Origin of the sequence: Halorussus salinisoli (genome assembly GCA_005239435.1) — an archaeon.
Lineage (GTDB): Archaea > Halobacteriota > Halobacteria > Halobacteriales > Haladaptataceae > Halorussus > Halorussus salinisoli.
The window spans coordinates 155,013-172,255 of the sequence record SZNP01000005.1 but is presented as its reverse complement, the minus strand read 5'-3'; the positions used below and the strand labels follow the sequence as shown (position 1 = coordinate 172,255).

Below are 17,243 nucleotides of genomic sequence, written 5' to 3'. Positions count from 1 at the left end.
TTTTATATTGTCTTAAGAAACACAAATATGGTTAAGCGCGGTAAAACACCCCCATTCTGCGTCTCCGTCCTCGGACCCCGCGCTCGGGTGCCTCGCCGAACACTCTGCCGCCTGACGCACCTTTTTACTCCCGCCGAGCGACTGTCCGAGCATGGAGTACACCACGCTGGGCGACACGGGCATGGAGGTCAGCCGAATCTGTCTCGGGTGCATGAGTTTCGGGTCAAGCGACTGGCGTCCGTGGGTCCTGGACCCCGAGGAGGGCGAGGAGATAATCGAGCGCGCCATCGACCTCGGTATCAACTTCTTCGACACCGCGAACATGTACTCGAACGGCGAGAGCGAGCGCGTGTTGGGTGACGCGCTGGAGGGCCGCAGAGACGAGAGCGTGGTCGCCACCAAGTGCTACTTCCAGATGGACGACGAGAATCCGAACTCGGGCGGTCTCTCTCGGAAGGCCGTCGAACAGGAGTTGGAGAAGTCGCTCGACCGCCTCGGGATGGACACCATCGACCTCTATCAGATTCATCGGTGGGACGACGACACGCCCATCGAGCAGACCCTCCGGGCGCTGGACGACGCGGTGCGCCGGGGCAAGGTCCGCCACCTCGGGGCCTCGTCGATGTGGGCCCACCAGTTCGCCGACGCGCTCCACACCAGCGACCGACTCGGACTCGACCGGTTCCAGACGATGCAGAACCACTACAACCTCGTCTACCGCGAGGAGGAGCGCGAGATGCTCCCGCTCTGCGAGAAGGAGAACGTCGGCGTGATGCCGTGGAGTCCCCTCGCGCGGGGGTACCTGACCCGACCGCACGAGGACATCGACGCCACGACCCGCGGCGAGACCGAGGAACACATGTACGAACACCCGTACCGCGAGGGCGGCGGGCGGGAAATCAACGAGCGCGTGCAGGAACTCGCGGCCGACGAGGGCGTGACGATGGCCCAGATTTCGCTCTCGTGGCTCCTCCACAAGGACTGGGTGGACGCGCCCATCGTCGGCACCACCAGCGTCGAACATCTGGAGGACGCAGTGGAGGCGCTCGAAATCAACCTCTCGGCCAGCGACGTCGCCTACCTCGAAGAACCGTACGAACCCGTGGAAGTGTCGGGCCACGACTGAGACCCGATCGGCGACGACTCACTACGATGAACCTCACACCACACGACGTGACGGCACCGGACGGCACGCTACTCCGGGTCTGGGAGGACCCGCCAGAAGGAGACACGCCTCCCGACGAAGCGGTCCTGTTCGTCCACGGAGCCATCACCCACTCGCGGGCGCTGTTCGCGCCGCCTGTCGAGGGCGACGATTCGTACTCCTGGCTCCGCGCGACCGCAGACGCAGGCAGGACCGCCTACACCCTCGACGTGCGGGGCTACGGCGATAGCGAGTTCCCGCCGGAGATGGACGACCCGCCCGAATCAAACGACCCGCCGATACTGGCCCGCGACGCCGAGTCCGACGTTGCGGCCGCCTTCGACTTCGCTGCGGAGCGCCACGATGCGATCCACCTCGTCGGCGTCTCGTGGGGGACGATGACGACCGGGCGCTTCCTCGCCGAGCGCGACCGCGACGTCGCCTCCTACGTCCAGTGCGCGCCGGTGTACGACCCGCCCTACGAGTTCGAGGATGGCATCTCGGCCCTCGGTCTCGACCCGGACCTCGACGCCTACTTCGTGGACCACGAGCGGGACGTGCGAGAGCGCCAGGACGGCGACGAGGACCCCGCGCTCTTCGAAGCGGTCTGGCGCGCGATGGTCGAGTCCGGGCAGGGAGACGCCGCCGACCGCGAATACGCCTACGTCGCGCAAACCGGCGCACTAGCCGACGTGAAGGCCTGCTGTGCGGGCGACCCGCCGTACGACCCCGGCGAGATCGCCGCGCCGACGCTCGTGGTCCGCGGGAGCGACGACGACACCTCTCAGCGGTCGGACGCGCTGACCCTCTACGACGAGTTGGGCGCGGCCGACGACCGCAAGGAGTACGCCGAACTCGCGGGCGCGGACCACTACGCGATGCACGGCGACCGACGCCGGGCGCTCTACGACCTCACGACGGCGTTCCACGACCGGAACCGAACGTCGTCCGACGTGGGTCGCTCGGACTGAGAGGCTCGGAAAGCCCGGATTTCTCGGAGAAACGTGCCTTCCATCTGTGATTGGACGAGTTGTACGAGTAGTTTCCCGTCTCGAAGACCACCGCGACCAGAAGGCAGGGATGCTCTCGGGCGGCGAGCGCCGACTGCTCGAACTCGCGCGAGGACTGGTCGTAGAGCCGAAACTGATGCTCCTCGACGAACCGTCTATCGGACTCGAACCTACTTACATCGAGCAGGTGTTCGACCGCATCCGGAGCCTCAACGGCCTCGGGACGACGATTCTGCTTGTCGAGCAGAACGCCGAGAAGGGCCTCTCGATAGCCGACCGAGGGTACGTGCTGGCCAGCGGGGAGATCAAGTTCTCCGGGTCCGGAACCGAGTTGCTGGAGGACGAGGAGGTCGGACGGTTGTATCTGGGCGGGTGAGCGATTCCCTGCGACGCCCTTCGCGGCAGAACCCTAATGAATCCGACGTACCAACCGGAGAGTCGTGACTCCTCGCTTCCCCGACCGAGTCGGTCAGGGTTCGCTCTCGCGTCTCGCCTCGTCGGTCCCGACCGAGGGCGACCGACCCGAAATTCCGGTCGAAGCGCCGTACTCCGGCGAAACTATCGGAACGATTCCCGCGGGGACGCCCGCGGACGTGAGCGCGGCGGTCGAGCGCGCCCGCGAGGCCCAGCGCGCGTGGGCCGACCGGGGAGTCTCCGACCGCGCCGAGGTCGTCCGGCGATTTCACGACCTCGTGCTGGACCGCCGGGCCGAACTCCTCGACGTGACCCAACTCGAGACCGGGAAGGCCCGCATCGACGCCTTCGAGGAGGTGCTGGACGTGGCGACCAACGCGCGCCACTACGCCCACCGCGCCGAGGACTACCTCGCGCCCTCGCGCCGGAAGGGCGCGCTCCCGTTTCTCACGAGAACCACCGTCCACCACCATCCGGTCGGCGTGGTCGGCGTCGTCTCGCCGTGGAACTACCCCCTCACGCTGGCGGTGTCGGACGCGCTTCCGGCCCTGCTGGCGGGCAACTGCGTCGTCTGCAAGCCCGCCAGCGAGACGCCCTACACCGCCCTCTTGCTCCGCGATTTGCTCCGAGAGGCCGGACTCCCCGAGAACGTCTTCCAGGTCGTGACCGGTCGAGGGAGCGAAGCGGGCGGCGCACTGGTCGAGGAGTCGGACTTCGTCTGCTTCACGGGAAGCACCGAGACGGGGCGGACAGTGGCCGAGCGGGCGGGCGCGAACCTGACCGACTGCTCGCTCGAACTCGGCGGCAAGAACCCGATGGTCGTCCTCGCGGACGCCGACCTCGACCGGGCGGTCGAAGGGGCAGTGCGGGGCTGTTTCACCAACGCGGGACAACTCTGCATCTCGTTCGAGCGCCTCTACGTCCAGCACGAGGCGTACGACGAGTTTCTCGATCGCTTCGTCCGGCGGACCCGAGCGCTCGACCTCCGGGCCGCCTACGACTACGGGCCGGACGTGGGGTCGCTGGTCGGGCCGGACCAACTCGAAACCGTCGAGCGACACGTCGAGGACGCCGTGGAGGAGGGAGCGGACGTTCTCACCGGGGGTCGCGCCCGGCCCGACCTCGGGCCGTACTTCTACGAACCCACGATTCTGCGGGGCGTGACCGACGAGATGAGAACCGGGCGCGAGGAGACGTTCGGCCCGGTCGTGGCGGTCCGGCCCTTCGACACCGAGGCGGAAGCGATTGAACTGGCCAACGACTCCGACTACGGCCTGAACGCGAGCGTCTGGACCGGAGACGCCGCCCGCGGCCGCGAAGTCGCCCGACGTATCGAGTGCGGGACCGTCAACGTCAACGACGCCTACGCCGCGGCGTGGGCCTCGGTGGACGCGCCGATGGGCGGGAGGAAAGACTCCGGACTGGGTCGGCGGCACGGCGTCGAGGGGTTCCTGAAGTACACCGAGTCCCAGACGGTCGCCGAACAGCGCGGCGCGGCGATCGGCCCGCCGCGCCGGGTTCCCGACTCGTGGTACGCCAAGGGGATGGCGCTGGCGCTCCGAGCGATGGACCGGATTCCGGGGGTGCGGTAGATGGCCGACCGCGAGACGTCGGTCTTCTTCACCGGCTTTCCGGGCTTTCTGGGGTCGGAACTGGTCGCGCGCCTGCTCGACAGATACCCCGAAGACGTGCCGATTCGGTGTCTGGTCCAACCGACGTATCGGGACCTCGCGGAGCGACGGGCCGCCGAAATCGAGGGCCGAAGTCGCGGCGGGCGTGTCGAACTCTACGAGGGCGACATCACCGAACCGGACCTCGGACTGGGCGACGACTACGCGGACCTCCAGGCCGACGCGGTGGAGGTGTACCACCTCGCGGCGGTGTACGATCTGGGAGTCGCCCGCGAGGTGGGGATGGCGGTCAACGTCGAGGGGACTCGCAACGTGCTGGACTTCGCCGAGGGTTGCCCGGACCTCCGGCGGTTCCAGTACGTCAGCACCTGTTACGTCAGCGGGCGACACGAGGGCGTCTTCACGCACGAGGACCTCGACGTGGGTCAGGAGTTCAACAACCACTACGAGGAGACCAAGTTTCTGGCGGAGGTCGAAGTCCAGAATCGGACGACCGAGGGCCTGCCCGCGACCGTCTACCGACCCGCCATCACGGTCGGCGACAGCGAGACGGGCGCGACCCAGAAGTACGACGGGCCGTACAACGTCCTGCGACTGCTCGACCGGCAACCAACCATCGACGCGGGCGTCGGCGTGGTGCCGACCTTCGGGAACCCGCGTGACTACGAGGTCAACGTCGTGCCGCGGGACTTCGTGGTCGACGCGATAGCACGTCTGAGCGCCCGCGAGGACTCCGTCGGCGAGGTGTATCAGCTCTGCGACCCGAATCCGCCGACCGTCGCGGGGATGGTTCGTGCGTTCGGGGACGCGCTCGACGCTCGGATTCTCCAGTTGCCGCTCCCAGGCGGTGCGACACTCGCCCGGCGCGCGCTCGAAACAGTTCCGGGTCTCGCGTCAGCGCTCGGCGCTCAACCGGCCGTCCTCGACTACTTCGTCCATCCGACGAGTTACACCTGCGGGAACGCGAGGCGAGACCTGCGGGAGAGCGGCGTCTCCTGTCCGCCGTTCGAGAGCTACGTGGAGCGACTCGTCCGGTTCTACCGCGAGCATCCCGACGTTCCGTCGGACGCGATGACGTGAGTCGGTCGCGTCGGAAGTTCTCCTCCGGAGCGGTTCGGTGACGTGAGCGACATTGGACAGTGTTCGCGTGGCTAAAACATTCTAGACCAGTCTATACCTTGCGTATATCGTTCTAAAAGAAACGAAAATACGCCCGAACGACCGAACGTCACGCTTCGACTTCGTTCCACTCCGACCCAGATGAGGACTCCGGTCGGGCGCACTTAACAGAAATCATTTACCGACCTCCGACATAGCCACGCACATGACCGACGACGACAGAACCGAACTCCGGACCGCCGCCGAAACGCTCGTCGAGGTTCGAGACGGCGTCTCCCACGACGAGACCGCAGAGCGCATCGACACGTTCGCCGACCAACTCCGGTCGATGGCCGACGCGAACCGCGGGCCGGACCACGGCCGACTTGACCGGTTGATGCACAACCTCCGCGAGGTGGCCGACGAGTTGGACGAAGAGAGTGCGGAGGACGTGCGCTCGGCGCTCGAACACGTCCGGTCGTACCGGGAGACCGTCGAAGGAGTCTGAGCTGGGAGCGGTTTTTCGGCGGGGAGGAGTCAGGCCGGGTGAACGGGGCGCGAGATCGCGCCGCGGGGGAGGTCGCTTCGCGTCCTCCGAGCGGTCACGCCGACGACGCGATGACGCCAGCACGCGCCAGAGCGACGGTTACGTTTTAGACTGGGCAACGAAACGGGATACGGAGTTCGTGGGGGTTGGCACAGGGGACTCTCCCGGCCTGAAAACGCCTCCGTCGTCGGTCGAAGCGGCGTAGCCGGCAGTCGACGTCGCTAGTTCGCGGTCGGGGCCTCCTTCTCGCCGACCGGTCGGAGTTCCGCGCTGAAGTGACGAAGCTCCGCCATCTCCGGTTCCTCGACGATTTCGAGACCCGAGATGTCGCCCGCGTCCCGGCGCTCGGCGACCTTCTCGAACGTCTCGGCGACGTGTTCGAGGTGGTCCGCGCCGTAGGTCCGGCGAGGGAGCGACAGTCGAACCAGTTCCGGTCGGTCCGTGTCGGGGAAGGCGAAACTCCCGAGTTCGACTCCGCGGACCGCGCCCTCGCGGTAGAGATCGCAGACTAGCGCCTGCCCGGGGAACTGCTCGCGCGGAACGTCGGGCAGGAACTCCGCGGCGTTCACGTACACCGCGTGACCGCCCGTCGGTCGCTGGACCGGCACGTCGCGCTCGGCCAGCAGGTCACCGAGGCGCTGGACCTGCCCCACGCGGTCGGCGATGTACGACTCCTCGACCGCCTCGCGGAGACCGACCGCCATCGCTTCGAGGTCCCGGCCCGCCATCCCGCCGTAGGTCGTGAACCCCTCGTATAGGATTGCGCGCTCGCGGGCCTCGGCGTGGACGTCGTCGAGGTCCGGGTCGTCGCGGAGTGCGACGAACCCGCCGACGTTGGCCAGTCCGTCCTTCTTCCCGCTCATGACGAGCGCGTCGGCGTACGAGAGTTGTTCCCGGGCGACGTCCGCGACCGACTCGCCCGCGAACTCGTCTTCGCGCTCCCGGACGAAGTAGGCGTTCTCGGCGAACCGGCAGGCGTCGATGACGAAGGTGGCGTCGAGTTCGTCGGCGACTTCGCGGGCCTCCCGGACGTTCTCGACGCTGACCGGTTGGCCCGCCAGCGAGTTGTTCGTGATGGTCAGCAGGACTGCCGGAATCCGTTCCTCGCCCACCTCGTCGGCCAACTCTCGGACTCGCTCCACGTCGAGGTCGCCCGCGAACGCGCGGTCGCCGTCCAGTGCTCCCTCGTGGGGGCAATCGACCGGTTTCGCTCCGTTGTTGGCGATGTGCGCTCGGGTCGTGTCGAAGTGGGTGTTGTTCGGCACGTAGTCGCCGTCCTCGACCAGCGCGCCGTAGAGGACGTTCTCCGCGCCGCGACCCTGATGGGCGGGTAGGATGCGCTCGAAGCCCATCACGTCCGAGACGGCCTCCCGAAGTCGGTCGAAACTCTCGCTCCCGGCGTAGGCCTCGTCGCCGACCATCATGGCGGCCCACTGGGACTCGCTCATAGTCCCAGTGCCGCTGTCGGTCAGGAGGTCCACGAACACCCCCTCCGAGTCGAGATTGAAGACGTTGTAGCCCGCTTGCTTCAGATTCGCCTCGCGTTCCTCGCGGTCGGGAAGTCGGATCGGCGAGACCACCTTCGATTTGTACGCTTTCATGTTCGAGGAAACGTCGTCACGGAACGTATTGTTTGCGAGACACGTTTGGCCGAGAGTGGTCGCCAGCGGAGTCTGTGTCCCGTATCTGGTCACTGACCGACGGACCTGTCCCCGGCGGGACGGGCGAACTTGTTATCGTTTACGTAAACGCAAACGATTTTGCCTCCGTTCTTTGATTTTACCACCAGCGGTGTGTTCGCCCGACAGACCTAAATTTGCCGTTACTCTGCCACTAGTTACCGTGCCTGATGATACCTCCAACGGGGGAGGCGACGACCGGACTCCGCCGTTCAGTTCCGACGGATCGGGCGAGGACGGACCCATCGGCGAACTCTTCGAGGCACTGGCGGACCCACGCTCCCGATACGTCCTCTCGTACCTCGAATCCATCTCTGTAGACGTGGTCGAACTCGCCGACGTCGCGGACCACGTCGTGGAGTGTGAAACGGCGGCCCCGGACCAGTCCGACCCCGACCGGTCCGGTCCCGACTCCGAGCGACACCGCCAGCGCGTCGCGGTATCGCTTCATCACAACCATCTTCCGAAACTAGACGACGCCGCCGTCATCGACTACGACCCGCGCACGAAGGCGGTCCGCTATTGGGGCGACGACCGAGTGGCGTCGTGTCTCGACCTGTTCGAGTCGGTCGAGAACGCGTAGCGTGCCGGACGGACCGTATTCGATGCGTTATCGGGACTCCTAATTTGAGGCTCGGAGCCGGTAATTATATGTATGTCCGCACACAATTCGTTCGTCGTTAGAAGGGACGAAATCGGCCAACCGAATCTGCGGGGAGGAAACGGGGGTTCGTAGTGCCGCGTTCCAACGAAATTGTATCACTGATAGTATGATAGACGCCAACGAAACCCGAGACGACGCCAGCGAACGCCGGACAGAGGCTCACCACGTTCACTACGACCCGAAAACCGACGAACGTCCGAGCGAGATACTCGTGGCTGCCGTCGCCGACATCGCCGACTCGAATCCGGTGGAGTTAGAACCGCTCTTCGAGACGGTCGACCCCGACACGCTGAACGACTTCGTCGGGACCGGCGGACTACCCGAACTGAGTGGCCAGATCTCGTTCACGTACGAAGGGTACGACGTGACGGTCTACCCGAGCGGACTTCTCGAAATCGAAACCGACGACTGAACCCTACAGACCGACTCCGACCGAAATCATCGGTCGCACCCGTCGAGCGCGACAGTTCTCGCCAGCGACTCGCCGAGCAGATACAGCGGTACACCGAACGACAACCCCAGCACCGCGAGTACGAAACCGACGAGAGCGATCAGTCCGCCTACCGCTGGCGGGTCGGTGAACGACACGAACCGAGTCGTCACGAGTATCACGAGCGCCACCGTCGCTCCCACGGCACGACGTTGCGAGACCGCGTCGCCTCGGCCAACGGCGTACCCGAGCGGAAGCGTCGCGGCGAGAGGGACCCCGAGTAACACGGTGTCGGACACCGCACTCGGCGCGTCGGGATAACTCAGCCACGTCACCAGCAGGGCTCCGATTGGAGGCGTTGCGACGGCCGGCGCGAGGAGCAACCACCACGGAACCGGACGACTCAGCCTCCCACGGACCGGCCCGCGACTCGGCCTCTCGCGAACCGATTCCCAACGACGTGTGGCGACGAGTACGAGCGCCGACGCGCCCACCAGCGCGTAAGCGGTGCCGGCGGCCGACAACGCGGTGATGTCGTCGTTGATAAGCGGCACCGACCCCGCGTAGAACGGATGAGCGATGGCGAGCAGGCCCAGCGCGAAGACGGCACGCGCCACTCGCTCGGGTCGCCGCAGACGGAGTCCGGCGACGGTCGCAGCTCGGTAGCCCGCGAGACCGACGACCACCGCGAGTCCGGCCGGGAGCAGGACCGCGAGGTTGTTCAGAACCGCAGGGAGTCCGCGACTCGCCAGCGCGATTCGGAGCGCCACCTGCTGGACGAGTCCGTCGTCCGACGCGAACGCGACGTAGGTGTCTTCGACGTACGTATCGACTCGGTACTCCTCGTCGCTGTGACTCACCCAGGTCACTCGGTCCACGCCGACCCGGCCCGACCCGGGACGCTCACCGACGTGACCCAGTTCGGGGTCGTTCACGACGCGAGTTCCCTCGGGCCCGACGACGGTGAACCGGTCGGCGTCCAGACCGTAGCTCTCCCGGCCGCTCGCGTGGACGTAATCGACTAACAGCACGCCGGCGCCAACTCGGTCGGCGAACGACGAGTACGAGAAGGTAACGGTGACGATGTGCCCTCGAACGCGGGCCGACACGTTCGAGAGGCGGCGCGCGTCGGGCTTTCGGTAGCCGTCGCCGAGTGCGTCTCGGACGATTCGGTCGAGCAGGTCGGCGTCGGACCGGAGACGCTCGGCCACCGACTCGTTCGTGAGGTGATTCCGGACGGTCCACCGGCCGGTGGCGTCCTCCCGGACTCGGACCACGGCTTCGCTCCGTGCGACGGTGGCGTTCAGACCCCGCTCGTCGGCGGCCTGCTCGAAGCCGTCGTCGCAGACCGGACAGAGCGGTTGGGGTGGCGAACTCGCGGGTGTGGCCGCGGGTGCGACCGCCGCCAATACGAGGAGGGCGACAAAGACGCGGCGTTTCACGTCGGGACGTCCTCGGGGATTCGGTAAGTGCTTTCCGTCGCACCTACGTCGGACAGCGAAACGGGGACTTCCCGCTCGTCGGTCTTGAGTGCCGAAGAACGCGAGGTCGAGAATTGGACTCGGACGGGAGACGTTTTCCGCGACCTGTACGGCCCTTCTGGCTTCCACCAGTTTCACGAACGCCGCTTACGTGGCGTCCGTTACTTGGCCTTCGTACGGAACCACTATGGTGGTCCCGTTCCGGGTCACTTCGGTTCTCCTTCGGGCTTTGACCTCGTGACCGTTTTACCGGTCGTTTAGTGTTCACCCGTAAGCAACCTCGGTTTCTTGCGAACGATTCGAGATTGCTCGTCCGACGTGTCCTCCCGACCCCGCGACAACTGTAGGTAGGAGCGAGTCGATATTAAGCATTTTTCGGGACTCCGTGATATGTGTTACCACATGAAAATCGCGCCCGACAGGTCCGTTTTACGACAGCGACGAACTCTTGTCTCTCGGGGCGGAACTGCCGAACGATGGCCGAGTATCCGCTCAAGCAGCGGTTCGTCCTCGATACGTCCGTGTTCTTCACCGACGAGATACTCCGGGACGACGAGAGTCGGGAGGAGGCGGTCGTCCGCCTGCTGGACCTCGTCGCCGAGGCGAAACTCTCGCTGAACATCTCCTGTTACGTCCCGCCGTCGATTCACGACGAACTCACCGCGATGCTCGAAGACCGCGGCGTCTCCGACGAGGTCTTCTCGAAACTCAACACGTGGGTCATCCAGAAGCACCCGGCGCGCTTTGAGGTCATGATTCCGGCCGAAATCGTCTTCGAGTTCATCGACGAGATGAGCGACCGAGTGAACCGAGGGCTTCGAGTCTCCGAGGAGGCGGTCCGCGAGGCCCAAGAACTCGACGGCGACCCGGTCGACGGACAGGAGTACATGACCGACGTGGACCAACTCGTCTCCGACCTCCGGGAGAAGTACCGGCGGGCGCTCCGACAGGGTGCCCTCGACTCACACGAGGACTTCGACCTGCTGATTCTGGCGCGCGAACTCGAAGCGGGAGTCGTCACCGAGGACATCGGCATCATCAGCTGGGCGGAGGACTTCGGACTCCGGTATCTCCGCGGCCGGGACTTCCCGTCGCTTCTGGAGGAGTATCTCGACGCGAGCGAAGGAGTGGAGTGACGCCGAAGCCGCCACCTCTTTGGAACTCGGAACTACTAGTTGGACACAATGAATTCGCTCGAAATCACGGGCCGTCTCGTCGCCGGCGTCTTGCTGATACTGGCGAACGGGTTCTTCGTCGCCATCGAATTCGCGTTGACGCGCGCTCGTCAGTTCACCGAGGACGAGTTCGTCGGCGACGGCAGTCCGACGCTGGAACGCGCGTGGGAGATGACTCAGAACCTGGAAATCTACCTCACCACCTGCCAGGTCGGAATTACGGCGTCCAGCATCGCCGTCGGTATCGTCGCCGAACCCGCGCTGGCCGCTATCTTCGAACCGCTGTTCGCGAACACGGTGCTGGCGTCGGTCGGGTCCGGCGCGATTATCGCGTTCCTCATCATCAACCTCGTGCATCTGACTCACGGCGAGCAGACCCCGACGTACCTCGGCGTCGAACGCTCCCGGATGGTCTGTCGGTACGGAGCGACCCCACTCTACTGGTTCAACTACGTCATCTCGCCGCTCATCACCCTCGGCGACTGGGTGGCGAAGGCGACGCTCAAACTGTTCGGCATCGAGATGACCGGCGCGTGGCTCGAAACCGAGGAGGAGGCCATCGAGTCGCGGGCCGACCTCCGGAACCGACTCGGCTCGGTCCTCGAACGCGGCGACATCTCCGAAGAGCGCCGCGACGAGGTGATGAACGCGCTCCAGATCGGCGAGCGGTCGGTCCGGGAGGTCATGATTCCCGCCGACGAAATCGTCGCGCTGTCCACCGAGGCCGACACCGAGGAGAACTTCCGGCGGATGGCCGACCGGCCCCAGACCCGGTATCCGCTGGTCGGCGAGGAACTGACCGACTTCCGGGGTATCGTCTACGTCCCGGTCCTCGTGCGCCACCGCGAGAAGTTGACGGGCGGCGAGGTAGACTTCTCGGAGTTGGCCGCGCCGCCGATGACCCTCTCGCCGGATACCGACGTGAGCGACGCCATCGACCAGTTCCAGACCGAGAATCAGGAACTCGCGCTGGTCGTCGAGGACGGCGACGTCGTCGGACTCGTCACCGTGACCGACATGCTGGAGTCGATCATGGGCGACATCGAGGACCCGCTGGACAAGGAACAACTCGCGGCGACCGGGAGCGCGTAGATTCGACGCGTTCGGAGTTCACAGGCCTCCGCCACGACTTTCTTTGTCGTCGCAGAGCTATTCGAACGAGTGTACCACGAGATTCTGGTACCGACGGACGGGAGCGAAGAGAGCGCGACTGCAGTAGACCAAGCCGTCGCGGTTGCGAGCCACCAGGAGGCGAGAGTCCACTTCCTGTACGTGGTCGACGTGGGAGAAGAGATGTCCGCGTCCGGCGTCGGAACCATCGCAGACGACCTCACGGAGACCTACGAGCAGGAGGCCGAAGACGCCCTCGACGCCGCCGCGACTCGGGCCGACGAGGCGGACGTCACCTACGAGCGAGCCACGCTCGAAGGCGTGCCCCACGAGGCGATTACCCAGTACAGCGACGAACACGATATCGATCTCATCGTCGTCGGAGCGAGTGGCCGAACGGGACTGGCCGAACACCTCCTCGGAAGTACGACCGACCGCGTGGTTCGCTCGGCCGACGCGTCGGTGTTGGTCGCGCGGGACTGAGAAACGCCCGGCCGCGGCCCGGCGCAACTCCGGCCCTTTCTGAGTCACGGATGCGCCGCCGACTCGTTACCGCCAACCCACCACTCAAATGCTCGGCCTCCGACGTTCCGAGCATGAACGTAGACCGCGACAGACTCCGCGAGGACCTCGAAGCAAACGCCGAGTTCGGCGAGATAGAGACCGACGAGGGGCGGGGTCGCACCGTCCTGACGGGCACCGAGGCCAACCGCGAGGCCCGGGAGTACCTCGTGGCGCGGCTGGAGGACGCGGGACTCGACGTGCGAATCGACGCCGTGGGGAACGTCGCGGGGCGGTGGACGCCCGAGAGCGCCGACCCCGAGACGGCCCCGGTCGCGGCCGGGAGCCACCTCGACTCGGTGCCGGAGGGCGGCATCTTCGACGGCCCGCTCGGGGTGTACTCGGCGCTCGAAGCCGTCCGAACGATGCAGGACGCCGGAGTCGAACCCGAGCGCCCGGTCGAAGTCGTCTCGTTCACCGAGGAGGAGGGCCAGCGATTCGCCTCGGGCCTGCTCGGGTCGTCGGTCGCGGTGGGCGAGCGGTCGGTCGAGCGTGCCCTCGCGCTGGAAGCCGACGACGGGACGACCCTCGAATCCGCACTCGACGCGATGGGTTTCCGCGGCGAGGGCCGCATCGACGCCAGCGAGTGGGACTCGTGGCTCGAACTCCACGTCGAGCAGAGCGAGCGACTGACCGACGCCGGGGTTCCGGTCGGCGTCGTCACCGCCATCACGGGCATCACCCACTGCGAGGCGACGGTTCGCGGGGAGGCCGACCACGCCGGAGCGACCCCGATGGGCGACCGGACCGACGCGCTCGCGGCGGCCAGCGAGTTCGTCCTCGACGTGGAACGGGCCGCGAACGAGGTCGTGACCTCCGCCAGCGACACCGCGGTCGGCACCGTCGGGAGCCTCGACGTGCGGCCGAACGCGACCAACGTCGTCCCCGGCGAAGTCGAGGCAGGGGTCGACGTTCGGGACGTGGACCGAGACGCGATGGAGGAACTGGTCCGGCGCGCTCGCCGGAGTCTCGCGCGCCTCGAACGCGAGCGAGGCGTCGAGACCGAGTTCCGGCGGCCCTTCGACCTCGCTCCCACGCCCATGAGCGACCGGGTGCGCGCTGCCGCTCACGACGCGGGCGAGGCGGCCGGAATCGAGACGCTGGACCTCCACTCGGGCGCGGCCCACGACACGATGCACGTCGCGGGCGTGACCGACGCCGGACTTCTGTTCGCACCCTCCCGCGAGGGCATCTCGCACAACCCGAAGGAGTGGACCGACTGGGACGACTGCGCGACCGCGACTCGGGTACTGGCGGGTGCGCTGGCCGACCTCGCGGGTGCGTAGTCGGACTCGCGGTCGGCCGAACTCCTTCGGTCCGACACCGCCGCCGGTCTTAGAACGATCGGTGCATACTAGAGCAGTATATTCATTCCTAAAAGATTCCAATATATTGTCGAGAGACGTGAAAGTCAGCCTCCGGGCGCGACCGCCGGTCGCGCGTAGGCGACTACTCCGGTTTCAGTCCGTCGCCAGTCACCCGCATCACGGCCTCGCCGTCGGCGAGGTTCGGCGCGTCCACGAGGCGCACGACCCGCTTTTCGCCCTTCGACTGGCGGAGGTAGATACGGAACGTCGAGGCGTGCCCGAGGATGTTGCCGCCGATGGGCTTGGTCGGGTCGCCGAAGTAGGAATCGGGGTTCGACTGGACCTGATTCGTCACGACCACCGCGGCGTTGTGGAGACTCCCCAACCGGACGAGGTCGTGGAGGTGCTTGTTGAGTTTCTGCTGGCGCTCGGCGAGTTCGCCGCGGCCGACGTACTCGGCGCGGAAGTGGGCCGTCAGCGAGTCCACGCAGACCATTCGAATCGGCCACTCCGAGTCGGCGTACTCCTTGGCGAGTTCGTTGGCCTTCTCCGCGAGGAGCATCTGGTGGTTGGAGTTGAACGCCTTGGCGACGTGAATCTGGTCCAGCATCGCCTCGATTAGTTCGTCCTCGGTTTCGACGCCGTGGCTGTCCATCCCGGCTCGCTTGGCGTCGTCTTCGAGTCCCCGAACCATGTCGTCGATGCGCTCGGGGCGGAACGTGTCCTCGCTGTCCACGAAGAGGACCCCGCCCTCCAGTCCGCCGTACTCGCGGGGCAGTTGGGCGTTGACCGAGAGTTGGTGAGTGATTTGGGACTTGCCAGTACCGAACTCGCCGTACACTTCGGTGATCGACTGGGTTTCGACCCCGCCGCCGAGCATCTCGTCCACCGCGGGGACGTTCCACGTCGCCTTGCCTATCTCGGCCCTGCGCTCGAGGACGTCCGAACCGGTCTCGAAGCCGCCCACGTCGGCGGCGTCGCGGGCCGCGCGGATGATGTCGGAGGCGTTCGACTCGCCCACGTCGGCGGTGTTCGAGAGTTCGCCGGGACTCGCCACCGCGATGGAGGCGAACGAGTCGTAGCCCGCGTCTCTGAGTTTCTCCGCGGTCGCTGGTCCTACTCCTGGGAGCGTGTCGAGTTCTTCTGTTGCTGCCATCGAGTGTGGTTAGCACCGCTAGGTGATAAGGTAGCGTATACAGGAGACCGAAAGTGAAACTGCTCGCGGCCGTAAGTCCGGCTTCGTCGGCCGCCCGGGTGGTAGTTCCTACGTATCCGACAGTTTCGTATGCAAACGGAGCGAAACGGCCAGTTTCGTCTGTTCGCCGCGCCGAGTGACTGCCGGTGGTGGGATCCGCAGAGGGCGTCCCGGTGGTTCGGCCCACCGAGCGCAGTCCTGTTCGTCGACTGCTGGTACGCCACTGCTGGTACGCCTGCCAAGGATTAACTGTGCGACCCGCGACCGTTCGACCATGGACCTACTGCCAGAGGAGACCCGACGATTCGTCAGCGCGATGGTACCCGACCGCGACGACACTCTGCGGGAGATGGAAGCCCACGGGGAGGAGATCGGCTTCCCGACGGTCGGTCCGGAGGTCGGCGGCTTCCTGCGACTCGTCGCCCGGATGGTCGAGGCCGAGCGGATCTTCGAGTTCGGGTCGGGGTTCGGCTACTCGGCCTACTGGTTCGCCGAGGCGCTCCCCGAGGACGGCGAAATCGTCCTGACGGAACACGACGCCGACGAACTCGACGACGCCCGCGAATTCCTGGAGCGAGGCGGATACGCCGACCGCGCCGTCTTCGAGGAGGGCGACGCGCTCGAAACTGTCGAGCGCCACGACGGTCCCTTCGACGTGGTGCTGGTCGATTGCCACAAGGACGGCTACCCCGACGCCTTCGACGCAGTGCGCGAGAAGGTGGCCGAGGGCGGCGTCGTCGTCGCCGACAACGCAATGGAGAGCGGGATTCAGGACTTCGAGACGATTCTGGAGATACTCGAAGGCGGCGACCCCCACGACGTGGACGACCAGAGCCGGGGTATCGCCGACTACCTGTTGGCGGTCCGCGACGACCCGGCGTTCGAGACGGTGGCGATTCCGCTCGGCGAGGGAATCGCGGTGAGTTTCCGAACGTAGCTCGACTCGAAACCAAGTTCCAGTCGCAGAATGAGGAAATTTTATAACTCGGCGTGCCATAGAGTAGCCCAGTACGAGCGATGGGAACAGACAGTTCCGACGCGCACGGTTACGACGACGAGTTCATCGACTTTCTGAGTCTGCTGAACGAACTCAAGGCCACTGGCTGTAATCTGCTGGTCGTCGGAGACGCGCGTCCGGAACTGTTCGTGCGCGCGAGCGAGAACCTCCTCGGGGACCCAGAAGCCCTTCGCTACCGCCTACTTGCCGTGACTGACGCGAGTTCGCGGAGTATCGCAGAGCGACTCCCCGACCCGGACGAGGTTCCACGCCCGCTGGCCGAGACGACGAAACTGGTCAATCACGCCGTCACACCGCGGTCGGTCACGTCGGCGACGACACCAGCCGACCCGACGGACCTCGTCAGGATACCGGAAACCCGAGTCGCCGACCCGCAACTCGACGGATTACAGACCGCGCTCGTGGAGGGCATCGAGGAGTTCGACCGCCGCGCCGACGGTCTCCGACCCGCGGAGTTACGCCTCGGCATCGACTCGCTCGGCAGCCTGTTCGACCACCACGGCGAAGACGTGGTGCAGCGATGTCTCCGGATGGTCGGGGGCTACGTCCGTGACCACGGCGCGATGGCCCACTATCTCCTGAAAGACGACTACGACAGCGAGCGCGTGCAGGCACTGGTCGGCGACGTAGACGCCGTAATCGAGATCCGGTCGGTCAATCCGGACGCCCACGACGCCCACGACGCCCAACAGCGGTGGCACGTCCCGACCCGGGACCTGACCACCGACTGGGTTCGGCTCTGAAACGGAACTGACCCCGGGCTTTTAACCGCTGGAGTT

The 17,243-nt window shown here is 66.0% G+C and carries 17 protein-coding genes; 14 read left to right on the top strand and 3 right to left on the bottom strand.

All coding sequences use genetic code 11. The annotated features are described in order from the left end of the window. Positions 1–151: 151 nt before the first annotated feature. The 6 genes from E2484_RS15575 (at position 152) to E2484_RS15550 (ending at position 5,805) form a co-directional block, all read left to right on the top strand. A complete protein-coding gene (locus tag E2484_RS15575) occupies positions 152–1,126 on the top strand; it encodes an aldo/keto reductase (RefSeq protein WP_137286104.1) in 975 nt (324 codons plus the stop codon). 26 nt (positions 1,127–1,152) lie between these two features. After that, positions 1,153–2,115, top strand: a complete 963-nt coding sequence (locus E2484_RS15570; RefSeq protein ID WP_137286103.1) for an alpha/beta hydrolase — start codon at positions 1,153–1,155, stop codon at positions 2,113–2,115. A gap of 46 nt (positions 2,116–2,161) precedes the next feature. Further along, entirely contained in the window at positions 2,162–2,530 is a 369-nt protein-coding gene (locus tag E2484_RS15565; RefSeq protein WP_321112669.1) for an ATP-binding cassette domain-containing protein, read from the top strand. Between the two features lie 64 nt (positions 2,531–2,594). After that, positions 2,595–4,160: a succinic semialdehyde dehydrogenase gene (locus tag E2484_RS15560; RefSeq protein WP_137286102.1), complete on the top strand. Its 1,566-nt coding sequence runs from the start codon at positions 2,595–2,597 to the stop codon at positions 4,158–4,160. Continuing rightward, positions 4,161–5,279: an SDR family oxidoreductase gene (locus E2484_RS15555; protein WP_137286101.1), complete on the top strand. Its 1,119-nt coding sequence runs from the start codon at positions 4,161–4,163 to the stop codon at positions 5,277–5,279. Between the two features lie 244 nt (positions 5,280–5,523). Next, on the top strand, positions 5,524–5,805 hold the full coding sequence (locus E2484_RS15550) for a DUF7553 family protein (protein ID WP_137286100.1): 282 nt from the start codon (positions 5,524–5,526) through the stop codon (positions 5,803–5,805). Positions 5,806–6,065: 260 nt separating this feature from the next. On the opposite strand, the gene E2484_RS15545 is transcribed toward E2484_RS15550, so the two are convergent. Further along, on the bottom strand, positions 6,066–7,445 hold the full coding sequence (locus tag E2484_RS15545; RefSeq protein ID WP_137286099.1) for a tryptophanase: 1,380 nt from the start codon (positions 7,443–7,445) through the stop codon (positions 6,066–6,068). 241 nt (positions 7,446–7,686) lie between these two features. On the opposite strand from E2484_RS15545, the gene E2484_RS15540 reads away from it, so the two are divergent. Together E2484_RS15540 and E2484_RS15535 are read left to right on the top strand one after the other, a co-directional pair. Next, a complete protein-coding gene (locus E2484_RS15540; RefSeq protein ID WP_137286098.1) occupies positions 7,687–8,106 on the top strand; it encodes a DUF7344 domain-containing protein in 420 nt (139 codons plus the stop codon). Positions 8,107–8,293: 187 nt separating this feature from the next. Next, positions 8,294–8,599 carry a HalOD1 output domain-containing protein gene (locus tag E2484_RS15535; protein WP_137286097.1) on the top strand — a complete coding sequence of 102 codons (306 nt, stop codon included), beginning with the start codon at positions 8,294–8,296 and terminating at the stop codon, positions 8,597–8,599. Positions 8,600–8,625: 26 nt separating this feature from the next. Here the strand turns inward: E2484_RS15535 and E2484_RS15530 are convergent, their stop codons facing one another. Continuing rightward, the gene (locus E2484_RS15530) at positions 8,626–10,059 is read right to left on the bottom strand and encodes a hypothetical protein (RefSeq protein WP_137286096.1); all 1,434 of its coding nucleotides are present in this window, start codon (positions 10,057–10,059) and stop codon (positions 8,626–8,628) included. Between the two features lie 515 nt (positions 10,060–10,574). Here E2484_RS15530 and E2484_RS15525 point away from each other — a divergent pair. The 4 genes from E2484_RS15525 (at position 10,575) to E2484_RS15510 (ending at position 14,230) form a co-directional block, all read left to right on the top strand. Then, positions 10,575–11,234: an RNA ligase partner protein gene (locus tag E2484_RS15525; RefSeq protein ID WP_137286095.1), complete on the top strand. Its 660-nt coding sequence runs from the start codon at positions 10,575–10,577 to the stop codon at positions 11,232–11,234. A gap of 48 nt (positions 11,235–11,282) precedes the next feature. Further along, positions 11,283–12,365, top strand: a complete 1,083-nt coding sequence (locus tag E2484_RS15520) for a hemolysin family protein (RefSeq protein ID WP_137286094.1) — start codon at positions 11,283–11,285, stop codon at positions 12,363–12,365. A 69-nt stretch (positions 12,366–12,434) separates the two neighbouring features. Then, on the top strand, positions 12,435–12,866 hold the full coding sequence (locus E2484_RS15515; protein WP_137286093.1) for a universal stress protein: 432 nt from the start codon (positions 12,435–12,437) through the stop codon (positions 12,864–12,866). 113 nt (positions 12,867–12,979) lie between these two features. Next, entirely contained in the window at positions 12,980–14,230 is a 1,251-nt protein-coding gene (locus E2484_RS15510; RefSeq protein WP_137286092.1) for a Zn-dependent hydrolase, read from the top strand. A 163-nt stretch (positions 14,231–14,393) separates the two neighbouring features. Here E2484_RS15510 and radA read toward each other — a convergent pair whose 3' ends face one another. Then, positions 14,394–15,407 carry a DNA repair and recombination protein RadA gene (radA, locus tag E2484_RS15505; protein WP_137286091.1) on the bottom strand — a complete coding sequence of 338 codons (1,014 nt, stop codon included), beginning with the start codon at positions 15,405–15,407 and terminating at the stop codon, positions 14,394–14,396. Between the two features lie 313 nt (positions 15,408–15,720). Between radA and E2484_RS15500 the strand changes: the two genes are divergently transcribed. Together E2484_RS15500 and E2484_RS15495 are read left to right on the top strand one after the other, a co-directional pair. Continuing rightward, a complete protein-coding gene (locus tag E2484_RS15500; protein WP_137286090.1) occupies positions 15,721–16,383 on the top strand; it encodes an O-methyltransferase in 663 nt (220 codons plus the stop codon). Positions 16,384–16,463: 80 nt separating this feature from the next. Beyond that, a complete protein-coding gene (locus E2484_RS15495; protein ID WP_137286089.1) occupies positions 16,464–17,207 on the top strand; it encodes a DUF7504 family protein in 744 nt (247 codons plus the stop codon). Positions 17,208–17,243: the final 36 nt, after the last annotated feature.